The organism is Acidovorax sp. T1, from assembly GCF_002176815.1.
Lineage (GTDB): Bacteria > Pseudomonadota > Gammaproteobacteria > Burkholderiales > Burkholderiaceae_C > Acidovorax.
The window spans coordinates 3,115,483-3,135,954 of record NZ_CP021648.1 but is presented as its reverse complement, the minus strand read 5'-3'; the positions used below and the strand labels follow the sequence as shown (position 1 = coordinate 3,135,954).

15 protein-coding genes are annotated in these 20,472 nt (G+C 63.1%); 11 read left to right on the top strand and 4 right to left on the bottom strand.

What is annotated here, in order from left to right; genetic code table 11:
• The first annotated feature begins 12 nt into the window (after positions 1-12).
• Positions 13-1,653, top strand: a complete 1,641-nt coding sequence (locus CCX87_RS14645) for a bifunctional aminoglycoside phosphotransferase/ATP-binding protein (protein WP_087747438.1) — start codon at positions 13-15, stop codon at positions 1,651-1,653.
• On the opposite strand, the gene CCX87_RS14640 is transcribed toward CCX87_RS14645, so the two are convergent.
• The gene (locus tag CCX87_RS14640; RefSeq protein WP_087748369.1) at positions 1,628-2,152 is read right to left on the bottom strand and encodes a YqaA family protein; all 525 of its coding nucleotides are present in this window, start codon (positions 2,150-2,152) and stop codon (positions 1,628-1,630) included. The genes CCX87_RS14645 and CCX87_RS14640 overlap by 26 nt on opposite strands.
• Before the next feature lie 161 nt (positions 2,153-2,313).
• Here CCX87_RS14640 and CCX87_RS14635 point away from each other — a divergent pair, with 161 nt between their 5' ends.
• The 4 genes from CCX87_RS14635 (at position 2,314) to purH (ending at position 6,033) form a co-directional block, all read left to right on the top strand.
• Positions 2,314-2,868 carry a M15 family metallopeptidase gene (locus tag CCX87_RS14635; protein ID WP_087747436.1) on the top strand — a complete coding sequence of 185 codons (555 nt, stop codon included), beginning with the start codon at positions 2,314-2,316 and terminating at the stop codon, positions 2,866-2,868.
• Positions 2,869-3,047: 179 nt separating this feature from the next.
• Positions 3,048-4,094 (top strand): tRNA dihydrouridine synthase DusB, encoded by a 1,047-nt coding sequence (dusB, locus tag CCX87_RS14630; RefSeq protein ID WP_087747434.1) that lies wholly within the window; start codon positions 3,048-3,050, stop codon positions 4,092-4,094.
• Positions 4,091-4,324, top strand: coding sequence for a Fis family transcriptional regulator (locus tag CCX87_RS14625; RefSeq protein WP_087747432.1), 234 nt, complete (start codon positions 4,091-4,093; stop codon positions 4,322-4,324). The genes dusB and CCX87_RS14625 overlap by 4 nt, the downstream gene beginning before the upstream one ends.
• Before the next feature lie 95 nt (positions 4,325-4,419).
• On the top strand, positions 4,420-6,033 hold the full coding sequence (purH, locus tag CCX87_RS14620) for a bifunctional phosphoribosylaminoimidazolecarboxamide formyltransferase/IMP cyclohydrolase (RefSeq protein WP_087747431.1): 1,614 nt from the start codon (positions 4,420-4,422) through the stop codon (positions 6,031-6,033).
• An 85-nt stretch (positions 6,034-6,118) separates the two neighbouring features.
• On the opposite strand, the gene CCX87_RS14615 is transcribed toward purH, so the two are convergent.
• The 3 genes from CCX87_RS14615 to thiD form a co-directional block, all read right to left on the bottom strand.
• Positions 6,119-7,864 carry an alkaline phosphatase D family protein gene (locus CCX87_RS14615; protein ID WP_087747429.1) on the bottom strand — a complete coding sequence of 582 codons (1,746 nt, stop codon included), beginning with the start codon at positions 7,862-7,864 and terminating at the stop codon, positions 6,119-6,121.
• A gap of 174 nt (positions 7,865-8,038) precedes the next feature.
• Positions 8,039-9,349, bottom strand: a complete 1,311-nt coding sequence (gene hemL / locus CCX87_RS14610; RefSeq protein WP_087747427.1) for a glutamate-1-semialdehyde 2,1-aminomutase — start codon at positions 9,347-9,349, stop codon at positions 8,039-8,041.
• Positions 9,333-10,280 carry a bifunctional hydroxymethylpyrimidine kinase/phosphomethylpyrimidine kinase gene (gene thiD / locus CCX87_RS14605; protein WP_087747424.1) on the bottom strand — a complete coding sequence of 316 codons (948 nt, stop codon included), beginning with the start codon at positions 10,278-10,280 and terminating at the stop codon, positions 9,333-9,335. The genes hemL and thiD overlap by 17 nt, the downstream gene beginning before the upstream one ends.
• Positions 10,281-10,374: 94 nt before the next feature.
• Here thiD and CCX87_RS14600 point away from each other — a divergent pair, with 94 nt between their 5' ends.
• The 6 genes from CCX87_RS14600 to CCX87_RS14575 are packed head-to-tail and all read left to right on the top strand — an operon-like array spanning position 10,375 to position 20,426.
• Positions 10,375-10,548, top strand: a complete 174-nt coding sequence (locus CCX87_RS14600) for a rubredoxin (RefSeq protein WP_087747422.1) — start codon at positions 10,375-10,377, stop codon at positions 10,546-10,548.
• A 60-nt stretch (positions 10,549-10,608) separates the two neighbouring features.
• Positions 10,609-11,007: a response regulator gene (locus CCX87_RS14595; protein ID WP_086911440.1), complete on the top strand. Its 399-nt coding sequence runs from the start codon at positions 10,609-10,611 to the stop codon at positions 11,005-11,007.
• On the top strand, positions 11,007-11,372 hold the full coding sequence (locus CCX87_RS14590) for a response regulator (RefSeq protein WP_087747420.1): 366 nt from the start codon (positions 11,007-11,009) through the stop codon (positions 11,370-11,372). Before CCX87_RS14595 ends, CCX87_RS14590 begins: the two co-directional genes overlap by 1 nt.
• Positions 11,373-11,387: 15 nt before the next feature.
• Positions 11,388-11,915: a chemotaxis protein CheW gene (locus CCX87_RS14585; protein WP_087747418.1), complete on the top strand. Its 528-nt coding sequence runs from the start codon at positions 11,388-11,390 to the stop codon at positions 11,913-11,915.
• Positions 11,916-11,936: 21 nt separating this feature from the next.
• On the top strand, positions 11,937-14,225 hold the full coding sequence (locus CCX87_RS14580; RefSeq protein ID WP_087747417.1) for a methyl-accepting chemotaxis protein: 2,289 nt from the start codon (positions 11,937-11,939) through the stop codon (positions 14,223-14,225).
• 54 nt (positions 14,226-14,279) lie between these two features.
• Positions 14,280-20,426, top strand: a complete 6,147-nt coding sequence (locus tag CCX87_RS14575) for a hybrid sensor histidine kinase/response regulator (protein WP_087747415.1) — start codon at positions 14,280-14,282, stop codon at positions 20,424-20,426.
• The last annotated feature ends 46 nt before the right edge of the window (positions 20,427-20,472 follow it).

Genomic DNA, 20,472 nt, shown 5'->3' with positions numbered 1-20,472 from the left:
GAGCGTTGGCCCATGCATCCTGAATCCCTTGCCGAGGCCTATTCCGCTGCTGAGCAGCGCCTGCGCCAGTTGCAGCGCAGCCCCGAGGCCTTTGGCCACCCCACCGGCACCATGGAGTGGATCGAAACCCATATCTCCTGGCTGCTGCTGGCGGGCGACTTTGTCTATAAGTTCAAGAAGCCCCTGAAACTGGATTTTCTGGACTTCAGCACCCCCGCGCTGCGGCGCGCCGCCTGCGAGGAAGAACTGCGCATCAACCGGCGCACTGCGCCGGCGCTGTACTTGGGGCTGGTGGCGCTGAGTGGCTCCGCAGGCAGCCTGCGGTTGCACCCTGCCGAAGCAGCCACGGCCGATGCGGAGCCCGCCGTGCGCATGCGCCGCTTTGCGCAAGAGGCGCTGCTCAGCCACCTGCTGGAGCAGCAGCGCCTGCTGCCCAGCCACATCGACGCTCTGGCGCAGCATGTGGCGCAGTTCCACGCCGGGGCGGGGGTGGCTACGCCCGAGCAGGGCTGGGGCACGGCCCAAGCCGTGGTGGCGCCGGTGCAGGATTGCCTGGCGGCGCTGCAGCCGCTGGTGGCGCAGGCCCTGCCAGACATGGCCCCTGCGCTGCGCCAGGTGGCGCAGTGGTGTGCCGCGCAGGGCGCCGCGCTGGCGCAGGTGTTCCGGCAGCGCCTGCAGTCCGGGCGCGTGCGCGAATGCCATGGCGACCTGCACCTGGCCAATCTGGTGCTGATTGATGGGCAGCCGCAGCTGTTCGATGCGATCGAGTTCAACCCGGCGCTGCGCTGGATCGACTGCGTGGCCGACATCGCCTTTCTGGCCATGGACCTGGAGGCGCGCGGCCGTGCCGACCTGGCCTGGCGCTTTCTGAATGCCTGGCTGGAGTGCACGGGCGACTACGCCGGTCTGCAGGTGCTGCAGTACTACCGCGTGTACCGGGCCCTGGTGCGCGCCCGCGTGGCGGGCCTGCGGCTCGCGCAGGTGGAGGGGGAGGGTGGGGGCGACGCGCGCGCCGCCAGCCTGCGGGAGCTGCAGCGCTATCTGGCGCTGGCGCAGCGCTTCACAGAGCCCCGGGCGGTGGAGCTGTGGCTGGCCCATGGCTTCTCGGGCGCGGGCAAGAGCACGCAGTCGCAGGCGCTGATCGCCGAACGCGGCGTGGTGCGCGTTCGCGCCGATGTGGAACGCAAGCGGCTGTTCGGCCTGGCGCCGCAGGCGTCGAGCGCGGCGGTGCCGGGCGGCATCTACACGGCCGAGGTTTCGCTGCGCACCCACGAGGCCCTGGCGCAGGCGGCCCGCTGGGCGCTGGGTGCGGGCTATACCGTGCTGGTGGATGCCACGTTCCTGAACCCGGCCATGCGCGAGCGCTTCATGGCGCTGGCGGTGCAGGCGCAGGTGCCGTGCCGCATCCTGTTGTTCGAGGCGCCTCTTGCCGTGCTGCGCGAGCGGGTGCGCAGCCGCGAGCAGGCCGGCGGCGATGCATCGGAGGCCTCGGTGCAGGTGCTGGAAGCGCAATGGGCGGCGGCCCAGCCGCTCTCGCCCGCGGAAGAGGCGCTGACAGTGCATGTGGACACCACACGGCCGGTGGACTGGAGCGTGCTGCTGCCGCCGGACGATGGCGGGGCGCCGGTTACATCGCCAGTTGTCCCGGCATGAAATACAGCAGCATGCTGGTCATGAGCAGGTAGCGAAAGAACTTGCCCACCGCCATGTAGGCCAGGCAGGGCCAGAACGGCAGCTTCAGCCAGCCCGCCACGGCGCACAGCGGGTCGCCCACCACGGGCAGCCAGCTCAGCAGACAGGTCTTGGCCCCCCATTTGCGCAGCCAGATGCGCGCGCGGCGCTCCGTGCGGCTGAGCTCGCGCGCCGGTGTGGCATCGGCGCTGGCGGGGTGGCCGGCGCGCCGGTGGCGCCGTGCCGCATCCCAGGCGCGGTGCGCACCCAGGCCCATCCACCAGCTGACGCCGCCGCCCAGCGTGTTGCCCAGCGTGGCCACGGCGATGGCGGGCCAGTACAGGTCGGGGTTGAGCTTGATGAGGCCGAACACCGCCGGCTCCGAGCCCATCGGCAGCAGCGTGGCCGAGATGAACGACACGACAAAGACCGTGCCCAGACCGAACTGCGGCAAAGCCAGCCACTGCAGCAGTTGGTGCATCCAGATTTCCATAGGCGGCAAGTGTAGGGCGGCAGCGCATGTGCTGCGGGCCCTGAGGATGCCGTCCTACACGGCGCTGCGCCGTTTGGCCACGGCCCGGGCGCGCCAGGGTTCGTATCGTCAGCTAACTCGAACCTTTGGCAGATATCGGAAGGCTGGCGATGCACAACAACCCCCAACAAACGTCATTTCCCTACCATGCGTATTGGCTCTCGCTCGCCGCTGGCATCTGGCTGACCGCCTGTGTCCAGAGCCCCCAGGCCGCCGTGCCCGCACCGACACTGTCGCCGGTGCCCATGGCCTGGGATGCCGCGGTGGATGGCTGCGCCGGTGGTGAGCATCTGCGCGCAGCAGTGGGGCGCGTGCGCAGCGAGTTGCAGGCCCAGGGGCTGGCGCTGAAGACGTCGTGCCAGACGTCTCAGGGTGCACTGGCTGTTCAGGTGGAGGTGGTGGACGGCTTGCGTGCCAGCAAGGTGCTGCGCGGCCCCCTGGCCGAAGGCGAGGCAGTGGATATGGGAACGCCCGCCGGGGTGAGCGGCGCCAACGCCGCCAGCTACAACGCGGATCTTTCGCCCGATGTGCAGCACAACCGCCAGTGGCTGCGCGCGCTCATGGCGCGCCACCAGTTCGACAACCTGCCGGACGCCTGGTGGCGTTTTGCCCAGAAAGCCGCGCCGCAACCGGCGCTGGCCGAAGTGGACTTGGTGGCGCGCTGAGATCGTGAACGCGGTCTCAGCGCGCTGGCGTCAGAAGACATGCGTGGATGGATGGAGGGCGAGACCGGCCATTTATTTCCTCTGTCTGGCGTGAGCGCCCATTTCGTTTGCTGAAAATTTAAGCAGGTACAATGCCGCCTCCTTTTTCAGCATTCGCTGCACGCCCATTCCCTTCCCTCATGCAGATCGGCCACATCCCTTTGGCGAATCGCCTGTTCGTCGCCCCGATGGCGGGTGTCACGGACCGGCCGTTTCGCCAGCTGTGCAAGGCGCTGGGCGCGGGCTATGCGGTGAGTGAAATGGTCACCTCGCGCAAGGACCTGTGGAACAGCCTGAAAACCTCGCGCCGCGCCAACCATGAAGGGGAGCCGGGGCCCATTGCCGTGCAGATCGCCGGCACCGAAGCGCAGATGATGGCCGAGGCCGCGCTCTACAACGTGGAACGCGGCGCGCAGATCATCGACATCAACATGGGCTGCCCGGCCAAGAAGGTCTGTAACAAATGGGCAGGCTCTGCCCTGATGCAGAACGAAGCCCTGGCGGTGGAAATTGCCGCTGCGGTGGTCGAGGCCTGCGCTCCCTTTAACGTGCCCGTCACGCTGAAGATGCGCACCGGCTGGTGCCAGCAGCACAAGAACGCTGTCGCCTTGGCGCGGCAATTTGAGAACGTGGGTATCCAGATGCTCACGGTGCACGGCCGCACGCGCGAGCAAGGGTACAAGGGCCAGGCGGAATACGACACCATCGCGGCCGTCAAGGCGGCGGTGAAGGTGCCCGTGGTGGCCAACGGCGACATCACCTCGCCCGAGAAGGCGCGCGATGTGCTGGCCACCACCGGCGCGGACGCCATCATGATCGGCCGCGCTGCCCAGGGCCGGCCCTGGATCTTTCGCGAGGTAGGCCATTTCCTGGCCACGGGCGAACACCTGGCGCCGCCGCTGGTGGCCGAGCTGCGGCGCCTGCTGCTCGACCATTTGCAAGACCACTACAGCCTGTATGGCGAAGGTACCGGCGTGCGCAGCGCGCGCAAGCACATTGCCTGGTACCTGCGGGCCTTGCCGGGGGGCGAGGCCTTGCGGCAACACATCAATACGATAGAAGACTGCACCACGCAGTGGCAGGCCGTGGCCGATTATCTGGATGCCCTTGCGCAACAGATGGACCGGCTGCCCGCCCGCAGTGGCGTGGATGCGGAACCAGAAGAACAAGAGGGAATGGCTGCATGAGCAAGAAAAACATCGAAGAATCCGTGCGCGAGAGCCTGCAAGGCTACTTTCGCGACCTGGGCGGCGAGACGCCCGACGGCATGTACACCATGGTGGTCCGCCTGGTCGAAAAGCCGCTGCTCGAAGTGGTGATGCAGCAGGCCGACAACAACCAGTCGCGTGCCGCCGAATGGCTGGGCCTGAACCGCAACACCCTGCGCAAGAAGCTGGTCGAGCACAAGCTGCTCTGACATGATGGCGTTATTTGCTATTTAATTTATAGCTACTAACGCTTGATGGATAAGCGCTAGAGCCTGTTTTTATTCAAACTCTCCCCACCCACACCATGAACGCACTCATCTCCGTCTCCGACAAGACCGGCATCGTCGAATTCGCGCAAGCCCTGCACGCGCTGGGCATCAAGCTGCTGTCCACCGGCGGCACCGCCAAGCTGCTGGCCGACAAGGGCCTGCCCGTGACCGAAGTGGCCGAGGTCACCCAGTTTCCCGAGATGCTGGACGGCCGCGTGAAGACGCTGCACCCCAAGGTGCACGGCGGCCTGCTGGCCCGCCGCGAGCTGCCCGAACACATGGCGGCGCTCAAGGAACACGGCATCGACACCATCGACCTGCTGGTGGTCAACCTCTATCCCTTTGAAGCCACCGTGGCCAAGGCCGGCTGCACGCTGGCCGACGCCATCGAGAACATCGACATCGGCGGCCCCGCCATGGTGCGCAGCGCCGCCAAGAACTGGAAGGACGTGGGCGTGATCACCTCGGCCGACCAGTACGAGGCCGTGCTGGCCGAACTGAAGTCGGGCGGAAAGCTCAGCGACAAGCTGCGCTTTGCGCTGTCGGTGGCCGCGTTCAACCGCATAGCGCAGTACGACGGCGCGATCAGCGACTATCTCTCGTCCGTCACGTTCGAAGAAGAAAAACTGTCGGAAACCTACGTGCCCACGCGCACCCAGTTCCCCGGCCAGAGCAACGGCATCTTCACCAAGGTGCAGGACCTGCGCTACGGCGAAAACAGCCACCAGCAGGCTGCGCTGTACCGCGACCTCTACCCCGCGCCAGGCTCGCTGGTCACCGGTGTGCAACTGCAGGGCAAGGAGCTCTCATACAACAACATCGCCGACGCCGATGCAGCGTGGGAATGCGTGAAGAGCTTTGAGGCCGCTGCCTGCGTGATCGTCAAGCACGCCAACCCCTGCGGCGTGGCCGTGGGCCTGGACGCATTGAGCGCCTACAGCAAAGCCTTCCAGACCGACCCGACCAGCGCCTTCGGCGGCATCATCGCGTTCAACCGCGTGGTCGATGGTGCAGCGGCCGCCCAGGTCAGCAAGCAGTTTGTGGAAGTGCTCATGGCGCCCGACTTCACCGCCGAGGCGCTGGAGATCTTCAAGGGCAAGGCCAATGTGCGCCTGCTCAAGATCGCGCTGCCCGCACACGGTGGCAAGACCCAGAACCTGACAGATTGGGAACGCGGCCGCAACGCCATGGACGCCAAGCGCATCGGCTCGGGCCTGCTGCTGCAGACGGCCGACAACCACGAGCTGGCGCTGACCGACCTGAAGGTGGTCACCACCAAGCAGCCCTCGCTGGAAGAAATGCAAGACCTGCTGTTTGCGTGGAAGGTGGCCAAGTACGTCAAGAGCAATGCCATCGTCTTTTGCAAGGGCGGCATGACCATGGGCGTGGGTGCAGGCCAGATGAGCCGCCTCGATTCCGCGCGCATCGCCAGCATCAAGGCGCAACACGCCGGCCTGACCCTGCAGGGCACGGCCGTGGCCAGCGATGCCTTCTTCCCCTTCCGCGACGGCCTGGATGTGGTGGTCGATGCGGGCGCCACCTGCGTCATCCAGCCCGGCGGCTCCATGCGCGACCAGGAAGTGATTGACGCCGCCAACGAGCGCGGTGTGGCCATGGTGTTCAGCGGCGTGCGCCATTTCAGGCACTGATATCCGCGCGCGGTTCATCACCCCATGAAAAAAGCGGCCTTGGCCGCTTTTTTGTTGTCTGCGCGCCTGCGCGGAACGCGGGCGGTCAGACCGCCACGATGCGCCCGCGTCCGCTGACACCGGCCAGCACCTTGAGCGACTTGTCGGTACTGGCTGTGTAGCTGCGGCTGGTGATGGTGTTCACATACACCCAGTCGGCGCGGCATTCGGTGGCGGTGGCCGTCACCAGCATGTAGCCCCGGCGCGCGGTGTCGCAGTATTTGAGTGGGGCAATCAGCTGCTGGAGCGCGCCCGCCAGCATGGCCGGGTCTTCCTTGGGCAGGTATTCCTCAAAGCCCGGCGACGACACCGACGAGGTGGCGAATTCCACGCCCACCGCGTTGCCGTTCATGTCCGCCAACTCATTGGCCCAGGCGTTGTGCGTGTCGCCCGACAGCACGACCAGGTTCTTGCCCAGGCTGCGGGCCGTGCCCAGCACGGTTTCGCGGGCGGCCTGGTAGCCGTCCCAGGCGTCGAGGTTGTAGGGAATCGACGGTTGGGCCAAGATGGCTTTCTCGGCGGCGGTCAGCGTGGCGGGTGCTGTCTGGGCCTTGGCTGCCATGGCCGCGTATTCCGACACCGTCACGCCCGCGCCGGGCTGGATGGTCCCGATCAGGATCGGCGCCGGAATGTTCATGCGCCCCATCAGCACCTGCTGGCCCAGCACCTGCCAGGTGGCGGTGGAGGCGGCCATCTGCTGTTGCAGCCACTGGGTCTGCGTGTCGCCCAGGAGCTGGCGGGTGGGGGCGCCCACGGCGGCGGTAAAGCCGGCGGCGTCAAAGCCGCTGTCGGTGATGAAGCGGGTGTAGTCGGCCTGCTCATCGCGCCCGACCACGCGTGTGTCCAGCATGTGCAGCGCCACCAGGTTGCCGAAGTTGAAGCTGCGGTAGATGAGATCGGGCTGGGCGTTGCGCGTGGGCATCCACTCGTGGTAGGCCTGCAATGCCGCAGCCTTGCGCACGCCAAAGCTGCCTTCGGTGGCGGTTTGGTGGTTTTCGGCGCCATTGGCCCAGGTGTCGTTGGTGATCTCGTGGTCGTCCCACACGGCGATCATGGGCGCGGCGGCATGCAGGGCCTGCAGGTCGGGGTCGGTCTTGTACTGTGCGTGGCGCGCGCGGTAGTCGGCCAGCGTGAGGATTTCAGTGGCGGGCTGCGACAGGCGGCCCAGCTGCTCGGCATTGGCCGAGGCGTAGCCACCGCGGGCGTATTCATACAGGTAGTCGCCCAGGTGCACGGTGGCATCCAGGTCGTTGCGGCGCGCGGCCTCGGCGTATACGTTGAAGTAGCCCGCCGGGTAATTGGCGCACGAGAACACGGCCAGCTTGACCTGCGCGATGCTGCCCGTGGCCAGCGTGCGGGTGCGCGCTGCGGCCGACTTGGTGCCATAGGCGGTGAATCGGTAGTGGTAGGCTGTGGCGGGCTTGAGGCCCGTGGCATCGACCTTGACGGTGAAGTCCTTGGCGGCGGTGGCTTGAACCTCGCCTTTGGCAACCACGGTGGTGAAGGCGGCATCGCTGGCCAGCTCCCACTGCACTGGAATGTCGGCGGTGTGGCCTGCAGGCGGCGTGACGCGGGTCCACAGCATGATGCGGTCGCTCAGTGGATCGCCACTGGCCACGCCGTGGGCGAAGCGCACTTCGGGGTCGTTGTCGCTGCCACCGCAGGCGGCCAGCGGCAAGGTGCCGAGCGCCGTGGCGCCCAGGGCCAGCTGGCGCACGAAGACGCGGCGGCCTTCATCGGCAGGGGCTGCGTCGCGGATGGGGTGGGAGGTAGGGCGAACAGGAGTTTTCATGGTGGTGGCGTGCCGTACAAAACCGCCAAGGCTGACAGGCGGTTGTGACGGGCGCGTGAACGCATGCACAACGCAAAAACCCCGTGGCAATGCGGTGCGCTGCCACGGGGTGGATGAACAAAAAGTTAAGGCGTTTTTGGCCTGTAGCGCTTATCCAATAAGCGCAAGCAGCTCTTAATTTGAGAGCGTTTTGAACACCTCGCGGGCAATCGCCACGGTGTCGGCAATGTCCTGCGCCGTGTGGGCGGCGCTCACAAAGCCGGCTTCGTAGAGCGCGGGCGCGATGTAAACGCCGCGGTCCAGCAGGCCATGGAAAAGCTGGTTGAAGCGCACGCCGTCGGTCTTCAGCACCTGTGCGTAGTTTTGCGGCAGCTGGGGCAGCAGGAAGAAGCCGAACATGCCGCCCTCGCAGTCGGCACTGAAGGGCACACCTTCGGCGGCTGCGGCGGCAACCAGGCCATCCGCGAGGGAGCGGGTGCGGGCCGACAGGGCATCAAAGAAGCCAGGTTTTCGGATTTCGCGCAGCGTGGCCAGGCCGCAGGCCGTGGCCACCGGGTTGCCCGACAGCGTGCCGGCCTGGTACACGGCGCCCAGCGGCGCGAGGTTTTCCATGATGGCGCGCGACGCACCAAAGGCTGCCAGCGGCATGCCGCCGCCGATCACCTTGCCCAGCACCGTGATGTCGGGCTTGAAGCCCGGGATGCTTTGCGCATACAGGCTTTGTGCGCTGCCCAGGGCCACGCGAAAGCCGGTCATCACTTCGTCCAGGACCAGCAGCGCGCCATATTCGGTGCACAGCTCGCGGCAGCGGCGCATGAAGGGCACGCTGGCGCGCACGAAGTTCATGTTGCCGGCGATGGGCTCGATCATCAGGCAGGCGAGTTCCTTGCCGTGCAGGGCGAAGGCTTTTTCGAGCTGCGGGATGTTGTTGTATTCGAGCACGATGGTGTGCTGCACCACCTCGGGCGGCACGCCAGCGCTGGTGGCATTGCCAAAGGTGGCCAGGCCCGAGCCGGCCTTGACCAGCAGCGCGTCGGCATGGCCGTGGTAGCAGCCCTCGAACTTGATGAGCTTGCTGCGGCCGGTGGCGCCGCGCGCCAGGCGAATCGCGCTCATGCCGGCTTCGGTGCCCGAGCTGACCAGCCGGATCATCTCCATGGAGGGCACCAGGCCCAGGATTTCTTCGGCCAGCTCGATCTCGCGCTCGGTGGGGGCGCCAAAGCTGAAGCCTTCCAGCGCGGCTTTCTGCACGGCTTCGAGCACGGCCGGGTGCCCGTGGCCCAGGATCATCGGGCCCCAGGATCCGATGTAGTCGATGAAGCGCTGGTCGTTTGCGTCCCAGAAATACGCGCCTTGGGCGCGCTTGACGAAGCGCGGCGTGCCGCCCACGGCCTTGAAGGCCCGCACGGGCGAGTTCACGCCGCCAGGGATGAGCGCCTTGGCGCGTTCGAACAGGGGGATGTTGAGGTCAGTGCTTGGTGTCATGGGGGGGCATCACAAAGCCTTCGAGGGCCTGTGTTTCGTCAAGGGGTTCGTCTGCATCGCCATCTTCGTCATCGGGCTGGGCCCAGAACATGCGATCGGGAATGATGTGCCCCATTCCGGGGCGAAATCCGGCGTCCAGGCACCGGTCCAGGTAGCTCAGCGCCTCGCTGGTGGCTTCGCCCAGGTCGTTGCCGCTGGCCACCAGGGCCGTCAGGGCGGCCGAGAGGGTGTCGCCGGCGCCGGAAAACGTGGCATCGAACAGCTCGAACTTGCCACTGCCCAGCACGGTCTGGGGGGAGGCCAGCACGTTCTCGACAAACTGTTCGGGCAGCGGGATGCCGGTGACCAGGGTGTAAGGCACGCCCATTTCGGCGGCGGCCCGGGCGATGTCGCGTGCGGTGGGGCTGCGGTCGCCGCGCCATTCGGGAAGCAGCCAGCGCCACAGCGTACTGTGGTTGCCCACCAAAACGGAAGTTTGCGGCAACAGCAACTCGCGGAAGGCATCCAGGTACTGGTCGATCAGGTCATCCTGCCACCACGAAAGGTTGGGCATGTAGGCGATGACGGGCACCTCGTCGTAGTCGGCGGTGATCTCGGCAATGGCGCTGATGTTTTCGGGGCTTCCCACAAATCCGACCTTGATGGCCTGCACGGGCAAATCCTCCAGCACAACGCGCGCCTGCTCGGACACGGCCTCGTCGTCAAAGCTGAAGTGGTCGAAGATCTCGGCGGTGTCGCGGGCGTAAGCACCCGTAACAACGGCAATGGGGTGTCCGCCCACGGACGCAATGGTGCTGATATCGGCGGTCAGGCCACCCGCACCGCTGGGGTCGCTGGCATTGAACACCAGCACACAGGCGGGGCTGGCTTCGTCCGATGCCTCATCGGCAAAGTCCGCTATATCAGATGAAGGGAGAATTTGTGATGTCATGGGCCTGATTCAGCGATAAGGGTGGCACAGAAGCAGCAGCCCGGTGTGATGACTAGATACAATCGTTGCATTCTATGTGAAGGCCCCTTAAGCTGTGATCGACTCTAAAACGTGGATGTGTCTGATTTGCGGTTGGATATATGACGAGGCGAAAGGTTCGCCTGAGCATGGCATTGCTCCCAACACTCCCTGGGACCAGGTTCCCATGAATTGGACTTGCCCTGAATGTGGTGCGCGCAAAGAAGATTTCGAGATGGTTCAATTTTGAGGCGCATTAGCACCATGTGCTGCTGCGTTGTTTGTTTTTCTCCATCGGGAGCAGTGACAATTGACTACAACAGGCGCAACTTTCAAAGTGCTCGTGGTGGATGACAGCAATACCATTCGCCGAAGCGCCGAAATTTTTCTCAAGCAGGGCGGGCATGAAGTCCTGCTGGCAGATGACGGCTTTGATGCCTTGGCCAAGGTGAATGACTACCAACCGCAGCTCATTTTCTGTGACATTCTGATGCCCAAGCTTGATGGGTATCAAACTTGCGCCATCATCAAGCGCAATGCCCGTTTTGCCGATACTCCGGTGGTCATGCTGTCGTCCAAGGACGGCGTATTTGACAAAGCGCGTGGCCGCATGGTCGGTTGCCAGGAATATCTCACCAAACCTTTTACCAAAGACCAGTTGTTGCAGGCGGTGCAGCAATTTGGTAATTCCCAACAAGGAGCCATGTAATGCCTATTCAGAAAGTGCTGGTCGTTGACGACTCGAAGACCGAGTTGATGTTTCTGACCGACTTGCTGCAGAAAAAGGGCATGCAAGTGCGTACCGCTGAAAATGCCGAAGAGGCCTTTCACCGGCTGGCAGAAGAAAAGCCTGATTTGATATTGATGGATGTGGTGATGCCGGGGCAAAACGGATTCCAGTTGACCCGCGCCATCACGCGTGATCCTCTCTATGCCGATGTGCCCATCATCATGTGCACCAGCAAGAATCAGGAGACGGATCGTGTCTGGGGGATGCGCCAAGGCGCACGCGGCTACATCACCAAGCCGGTGGATGCGGCCGAGCTGCAGGCCAGGATTGACGCGCTGAGCTAAGGCGTTTGCGCGGTCATGGCCAATCGCGAAGCACTGCGAGAGCTCCAGACCCGTCTTGCCAGCCGTCTTCAGGCTGCAAGGGGCGAGGGAGTGTCTGTTTCCTCCTGGCTGGCGGTAGAAGCTGCCGGTCAGGCCTATTTGTTGCCGCTGGGGCAATCGGGTGAGATTTTCCCGTGGGTGGCAGTTCAGCGGGTTCCCTACACTCAACATTGGTTTCTTGGTGTTGCCAACCTGCGTGGAGGCCTTGTGGGGGTGGTGGATCTGGCGGGTCTGCTGGGGTCAACCGTCACGCGCAACGAGCAAAACCTGTCTGACGCCAGTCTGCTTGCCTTCAATGCAGCGCTGGAAGTCAATGCCGCCCTTCTGGTAGATCGGTTGGCGGGGCTGCGGGGCACCGATGCCTTCGTTTCGTCGGAGCCTCCGGCCGACGATGCGCCTGCCTTCTTTGGCACCATCTACGTGGATTCGAGCGGGACTCGCTGGCAAGAGATCAATCTCCAGATACTGTCCCAAAATCCTGTTTTCCTGAGCATCAGTGCTTGAGTTTTTCTGTAAGGCTGCACCATGTCCGTTGTGAATCAATTTGGAAAACTGTTCAATCGCAAGCCCACGGAACCAGATACAGGGCTAGGTGCCGATGTGGTGGACGATAGTCAGAATGTCCTGGCGACGGGTTCCATGGATGCCAGCGCATTGCGTGATTCTTATCAGACCGATGCCATGAACAGCGTTCAGGGTGATCCTGGTGGCGCATCGTCCGAACCATCAACCACGGCCGCTGACGAAGACCTTATTTCCTTGCCGCTGCTGGGCAGTTCCACGGCGGCCGGTCACCAGCGGCGTTTGCTCATATTGCTCGCCGTTGGTGTGGTGGTGCTGGCATTGATTGCGGGTTGGGTGCTTCAGCAGGCGAACCGCTCTGCACAGCAGCTGGCCGCTACCGGTCAGTCGCTGATGCAGTCGCAGCGGCTTGCCAAGTCGGTTTCGCAGGCACTGGTGGGCAGTGCTGAGGCTTTTCCGGAGGTGGTGGAAAGCTCTGGCGTGCTGGCCCGCAATGTGCGCGCGCTGAACACTGGCGATAGCGAGCTGGGTGTGCAGGCCCTTGGCGAACAGTTCGAGTCCGACCTGAACAGTGTGACTCCGCTCGTAGAGCGCGCGGAACGTAACGCCAAAGTGGTCATGGGACAGCAGAAAATTCTGACGCAGGTGGGCGATGCGCTGCGCACCATCAATCGCCAATCAGCTGATCTGCTGGAGATCGCGGAAACCGTGTCTTCGCTCAAGCTGCAGCAAAACGCACCAGCGGCCGAAATTTCAGCGGCTGGCCAGCTGGTGATGTTGACCCAACGCATCGGCAAGTCGGCCAACGAGTTCCAGACCATGGAGGGTGTGAGTCCTGAGGCCGTGTTCTTGCTGGGCAAGGACTTGAATTCTTTCCAGGAAATTGCCAAGGGGCTGCTCGATGGAAGTCCTGAAATGCGGCTGTCCGCCACCAAAGATGCGCAGACGCGTGAGCAGCTCGAAGGCTTGATCAAGCTCTATGAGCAGACCCGCACGCAGGCCAGTGCCATTCTGGGCAACTTGCAGGGGCTGGTTTCCGCACGTGAAGGGCAGTCGTCGATCATTGCTGACAGCGAGCCGCTGCGCCGCCAACTGGAAGGCATGCAGGATAAGCTTTCTTCGCAGACGGGCCTGGGTGCGGGGCAATTTGCCGCCTTGGCCTTGGCTGGCGTGTTCGTGCTGCTGTGCGGTATCGGTATTTCCCGTGTGCAACTGCTGGACAGCCGGGGCCGTCAGGTGGCAGCTGAAGTGCAGCAAAAGGATGCAAAGCGTCAGGAGCAAGAGGCCAAGCGCGTCAACGACGCTAACCAAGCTGCCATTTTGCGGTTGATGAACGAGCTGCAATCGGTTGCCGAGGGTGATCTGACACAGGAAGCCACTGTGACGGAAGACATCACCGGCGCCATCGCCGACTCGGTGAACTACACAGTGGAAGAGTTGCGCCAGCTGGTGGGCAGCGTTCAAAACACCGTAACCCGTGTGGCACAGACGACAGCCCAGGTGGACAGTACGTCCACCGAACTGCTGGCCGCATCCACCGAGCAGTTGCGCGAAATTCATGAAACCGGCCGGTCCGTGCTGGACATGGCGACCCGAATCAACGAAGTGTCCATGCAGGCGCAGGAGTCCGCCACGGTGGCGCGTCAGTCGCTGCAGGCGGCTGACTCGGGCTTGCAGGCCGTGCAAAACGCCATCGGTGGTATGAACTCGATTCGAGACCAGATCCAGGACACGTCCAAGCGGATCAAGCGTCTTGGCGAATCGTCGCAGGAGATCGGTGAAATTACCGAGCTGATTTCCGACATTACGGAGCAGACGAACGTGCTGGCCCTGAATGCCGCCATTCAGGCTGCATCGGCGGGTGATGCGGGCCGAGGATTCTCGGTCGTGGCCGAAGAAGTGCAGCGGCTGGCTGAGCGCTCGGCTGATGCAACGCGGCAGATCTCGGCTCTGGTGAAAGCGATTCAGACCGACACCCAGGATGCTGTGGCAGCTATGGAGCGGTCCACGCAGGGCGTGGTGGAAGGGGCTCGCCTGTCCGATAGCGCCGGTACCGCACTGACCGAAATTGATCGTGTGTCGCGCCGCCTGGCTGAGCTGATTGAGCAGATTTCGTCCTCGACATCCCGCGAAGCCGTTCTGGCCAACGAGGTGGCAGACAACATCCAGCACATTTTTGCCGTGACTGAGCAGACAGGCGAAGGCACTCGCACAACGGCACAGCAGGTGCGCGAACTTTCGCACATGGCGGAAGAGCTGCGCCAATCGGTAGCACGTTTCAAGATCGCCTGACGCCGCCCGCAAACAGTCATCAACCAGCGGCTCATTGCAGCCGGGGACGAATTCATGTCATCTATTGATGTCAACAATGCACCGGCCGCGGATGGAGTCCAGGGCGATCAGGATCTAGGTCCGTTGGCATGGGTGCTTGACGAACTGCGCAAATCGCTCGATGGCGCTGTCAAGGCAATGCGCCGTTTTGTGCGTGACGCCGAACTGGCCCGAGAGTCCGATCTGGCTTCACTGGATGCGGGCGCATTGCGCATTGCCCGGCAGCAGCTTCATCAGGCAAGCGGCGCACTGGAAATGGTGGGCATGGGCTCACCGGCGCTGGTATTGCGCGCCATGGAGTCTGCCGTTCAGAAGTTTGTGCAACGCCCGGAGCAATGCACGGATGAGGCTGCAGCGGCTATCGAGCGCGCCAGTTTTGCGCTGATCGAATATCTTGAAAACGTACTGGGGGGTAAGGCCGTTTCTGCGGTAGCCCTTTTCCCTCAGTATCGTGATGTCCAGGCCCTGGCAGGAGCCGAGCGCGCGCACCCTGCAGATCTGTGGCCGGCGGAGCGCCGTTTCCGTGAGCCGGAAGATTCCATGGTGAGCGCTCCGCTGCCATATGGCCCCGAGGCTCGGGCACGTCTGGATTCCGCTGTTCTGAAAATTGTCAAATCGGGCGATTTGTCGGCTGCGGCCAGCATGCGGGAAGCCTGTCTGGGTTTTGTTGCCGCACAGTCTGATCGACAGGCGCGGGCATTCTGGAAGATCTGTGCCGGTTTCTTCGACGCCCTTGGCGGGGGCCTGCTGGTGCCAGATGTCTATGTAAAGCGGGTCGCGTCGCGCGTGCTGATGCAGTACGCCACCCTGGCAAAAGGCGATAGCACCATTGCGGATCGCCTGGTTCAGGACATGCTTTTTTTCTGCTCGCAGGCGAGGCTCGCAGACGGTGAAGTGGGTAAAGCCCCGGCTCTTGAGGCGGTGCGACAGTCCTTTGGCCTCAATCGGTTCAAGCCAGTAGATTATGAAACTGCGCGTTTTGGCCGGTTTGATCCCGCCTTGCTGGCACAGGCACGCAAGCGCATTGCATCGGCTACGGAAACATGGTCTGCGCTGGCGGGCGGCGATCGCAACAAACTCAAGCCGGCTGCCGATCAGTTCAGCCTGGTTTGTGATTCGCTGCGCAAGATGCATCCGGGGAGCGAGAGCCTTGCTGCGGGTCTGACACGAGCCCTTGAGGCCACTACCCGGTCGGGAGAGCCTCCGTCCGCAGCGCTGGCAATGGAGGTGGCGACCGCTGTTCTTTACCTGCAGGCTGCTTTTGAGGAACTGGACGCTGCCGACGGACAGATGGAGGCGCGTGCAGCACACCTGGCGCAGCGGCTGGACGCTGTGGTCGCGGGCGCAGAATCAGAGCCGCTAGAGCTGTGGATGGAAGAACTGTACCGGCGGGTCAGCGACAACCAGACCATGGGCAGTGTGGTGGACGAGTTGCGCTCCACGCTGGGTGAGGCGGAAAAGTCTTTGGACCAGTTTTTCCGGAATCCCCAGGATACGACAGTGTTGGCGGCGGTGCCGGGCCACCTGGCACAGATGCGTGGCGTCTTGTCCGTGCTCGGCCTGGACCAGGCATCCTTGGCGGTGGTGCGCATGCGCGATACCGTAGAGCGGTTGCTTATCAATGAGATTTCTGAAGAAGAGCGGCAGCCAGCCTTTGAAAAGTTGGGGAACAGTCTGGGGGCGCTCGGATTCCTGATTGACATGTTGAACTACCAGCGCGCGATGGCGCGCAAGCTCTTTGTTTACGATGAAGAACTGGGTGAGTTGCGCATTTTGGTCGGTAAAGCCCGCGCGCGTGCCACGGATGACCTGGCAGAAGCGCCAGTCAAAATGGAGGAGCGTGTCGCTCCGCCCCTGCCTGACGTGGTGCCACGTTTCCCTGCGCAGAACCACCAGGCGCCGGCGACAGAGGCGGTGGTGCAGGTGCCAGAGGCCAGTCCTGCGGCAATCTCGGAATTTTTGTCGCCCGATTTTTCTTTCGATCACCAGATGCCGGGGGATCCGTCCTCTGCCGCACCCGGTCAGTCCGCCGCTGTTGCAACTACTCCTGCCCCCGCTCCCGCATCCCAGCCGGAGATTGAAGACGAGTTGCTTGACGTCTTCCTCGAAGAGGCTCGCGAGGTGGTGGGCACCGGTTTGGCCGCCATTGGTGTACTGGCTAACGAGCCAGCCAATCTGAGCGAGCAGACCACTCTGCGCCGTGCGTTCCATACGCTCAAAGGTAGCTCGCGTATGGTGGGGCTCAATGATTTTGGCGAGGCTGCGTGGTCAATGGAACAGGTGCTGAATGCCTGGCTGGCCGAACAAAAGCCCATGCAGCCCCAATTGCTGCAATTGTCGTCGGACTGCTTGCAGGCGTTTGGCCGCTGGGCTGATGACATCGCGGCAGGATCAGCCTCAGCCTGGGGGGTAGAACCATTTCGCAAATCTGCCGATGCCATGCGTCTGGACGGTACGTTGCTGCCGCTCGTGGCGCGGGAAGTGGCGATCGAGCCTGCCGAAACGGACGCTGCTGTGCTCAACGCCCTGTCTGAGGCGGCGCCCCATGCAGCAGATGTGGCCGATGCTGACTTGGACTTGCAGTCTGCGGTACCGCCACAAGAAGATGTTTTGGTAGAAGCAGACGCCGCAGGCGCTATCGATGTGCTCGAACCATTGGCTGCAGACTTCACCGAGACCGAGACCGAGATCGAGACCGAGACCGAGACCGAGACCGAGACCGAGACCGAGACCGAGACCGAGCTGGAGCCTGAATTCGTCGCTACAGTCCCAGGACTGGATGCGGCTGCGATGACGGTGACCGAAAACATCGACTTCTCCGTGTTCTCCGAGGCCCTGAGCGAAACTCCGGGCACAGCGGAGGTGGCGAGCGCGCACCTGCCGCTGGACCTGGAGTTGCCCGATATGGAGCCTTTGTCCGCCGTGGACGCGGATGCTGATGCTGCAGTTCGCGATGGAGCTGTCAATGGGGTCGCCATCCCGGACGGTTCGGGTGCTTCCCGAGTATTGACCGATGTCGAACTGGAGTCCATCGATGCGGCCGTGCAAGATCCTGACGTCGCCGATGCGGGCGTGCAGGTCGATGTTTCAGAGGACTTCTTGAAGCTCGTCGCCGCTGATGCCGCTGCCATCGAGGAGGAGGAGGCGACTGCCGATGACGCGGTCAAGGTGATTGACACCTTGCGTATTGGTATTCCGCTCTACAACGTGTACCTCAATGAGGCCGACGAGTGGTCACGGCTACTGGCTACGTGCCTGCAGGAGTGGGCGCTGGAATTACATGAGCCTTTGCCGGATATCGCGGTGGCGCTGGCGCATTCGCTTGCGGGCAGTTCGGCGACCGTGGGCTTTTCTGCGCTGTCGGAACTGGCCAGGCTGTTCGAGCATGCTTTGCAGCATGTTCAGCTGCAGTCCGGCGGCACGGCAGAGCAGGCCGACGTGTTTATGGCGGCCGCAGATGATATTCGTCGTCTTTTGCACCAGTTCGCAGCCGGGTTCCTCAAAGAGCCGAGCGAGCAAGTGTTACAGCAATTGCGCCAGCTTCTTGAAGCCGAGGTAGCCAATACCCTGTCGCCTCCGGAGGATGAGATCGATGGCATTGAAGGGCCTCTGGACATCGTTCAAGTGGCCGATGTTCTTGCTGAGCCGGTGCCATCAGAAGCTCCGATTGCAAAATCGGGCGACATGGTTACTGCGGGGTATGTGGCCCCGGCGCTGTCTGTCGTGGCCATTGACGGTGACCAGCGGATCGACGAAGCGATAGCGCATGCCGTTTCGATGGGTTCGGACGTCGATGATGATATTGACGCCGTCGATGTCATCGATCCCGATCTGTTTCCCATTTTTGAAGAAGAAGCAGCGGAACTGCTGCCCCAGTTGGGGGGCGCCTTGCGGCAATGGGCATCCCGTCCGGAAAATCTCGGCGCGCGAAACGAAGTGCTGCGTGCCTTGCACACCCTCAAGGGCAGCTCCCGCCTTGCTGGTGCCATGCGGTTGGGAGAGATGTCGCACCGCCTGGAGTCGGCCATCGAGCAACTCGACCTGGAGACCCTCACGGCAGACCAGATTGAGCCCTTGCTGGCGAATTTTGATGGTTTGCAGGCGAACTTCCAATTCCTCCGCGTTGTTGGTGGCCAAGCGTCGGCGGATGCTGCGGTTTCTGCCCCTGCAGTTCCGCACGATCTGAGCGTATCGGCGAGTGATTCGGATGCTGCGATGGCGCCTGTGCCGGCGTCCGCGCCCTCCATACGGCTTCCTGGCCCTTCACAGCTTGCGCCGGTGCGTGTGGCTGCGAACCAGTCGGTGCGTGTGCGTGCACAGTTGCTGGATCGTTTGGTGAACCAGGCCGGCGAGGTGATGATCAGCCGGTCCCGCCTGGATGTGCGTCTGGGCCAGTTCCGCAGCTCGTTGAACGATCTGTCGGGCAACCTCGATCGTCTGCGCCAGCAGCTGCGAGACATCGAAGTTCAGTCCGAGTCGCAAATGCAGTCGCGTCTGGCTCTCTCGAAGGACTCCGCTGCGGGGTTCGACCCATTGGAGTTCGATCGTTTCACGCGGGTTCAGGAACTGACGCGCATGATGGCCGAGTCCGTGAACGACGTGGCCACCGTGCAGCGCAACCTGCAGCGCGCCATGGAAGGCGCCGAAGATGAATTGATCGCTCAGGGCCGCCAGGCGCGTGAGTTGCAGCGCGATCTGCTGCGTACCCGCATGGTGGAATTTGAGGGCATTGCCGAGCGTTTGTATGCGGTGGTGCGCCAGGCATCCAAGGAAACCGGCAAGCCGATCAAGCTGGACATCACTGGTGGCTCGATTGAAATGGACCGAGGCGTGCTGGACCGCATGACACCGGCCTTCGAACATTTGCTGCGCAACTGCGTGGTGCATGGCATTGAGACGCCTGAGACCCGTGTCGCTGCAGGTAAGCCCCCGTCGGGCACTATCACCGTGGATCTGCGCCATGAAGGCAATGACGTGTCGGTTGAATTTCGGGACGACGGTGCGGGTCTTGATCTGCAGCGTATCCGCGAAAAGGCACTGGCCCAGGGGATCGTGCAAGCCGACACGGAAATCAGTGATGCAGAGGCTGCCAACCTGATCTTCATGCCGGGCTTCTCCACTGCCTCTGAGGTGACGGGACTTGCAGGCCGCGGCATCGGCATGGATGTGGTGCGGTCGGAGGTCAACGCATTGGGCGGCCGGATTGAAATCTCGACCGAGGCGGGCAAGGGTGCAGCGTTTCGCATGGTGCTGCCTTTGACTACGGCTGTGACGCAAGTGGTGATGCTGCGTGCAGGCGATCTGGCGATTGGCGTACCTGCGAACGTGGTCGAAATTGTGCGCCGTACCTCCGCCGCAGAACTGGAAGAAGCATATCGGACGGGCTTTTTTGACGATGGTTTCGAGCAATTGCCTTTTTTCTGGGTAGGCGCATTGCTGCAAGCCTCGGCTCGTAGCAATGAAGTGGCCGGCAAGACGCGTCCTGTGGTGATTTTCCGCAGCGCTTCGCAGCGCATCGCCATGCATGTGGATGAAGTTCTGGGCAACCAGGAAGTTGTGGTGAAGAACCTGGGGCCCCAGTTGTCACGGTTGCCTGGCCTGGCTGGAATGTCCGTGCTCGCCTCCGGGGCCGTGGTGCTGATTTACAACCCGGTGGCGCTGTCTGCTGTGTATGGCGATCAAGTCCGTGACGCCAACCCTGGCTTGCCAGCCACTTTGGAAACCGAAGATGCGGGCACCGGCAAATCTGCGGGATCGGTGCTTGCCGGCCCCAATCAGGTGCCTCTGGTGTTGGTCGTGGATGACTCCATTACCGTGCGTCGTGTGACGCAACGGTTGCTGCAGCGCGAAGGCTACCGTGTGGCGCTTGCTGCCGACGGCCTGCAGGCGCTGGAGCGCCTGCAGGAAGAGCGGCCAACGGTGGTGTTGTCCGACATTGAAATGCCCCGCATGGACGGCTTTGACTTGGCGCGCAACATCCGCGCAGACGGTGCACTGCGTGGGCTGCCGATCATCATGATCACCTCCCGCATTGCAGAAAAGCACCGTGAGCATGCGATGGAGCTGGGTGTGAACCACTATCTCGGCAAACCATACTCGGATGAAGAACTGCTCAGTCTCATCCAGCATTACGCCCGGCTGGAGGCCAACGCAGCGGCATGATCTGAGTTGACTGCCCTGGAGAATGGGCCGGTCAATCAGGGCAGCA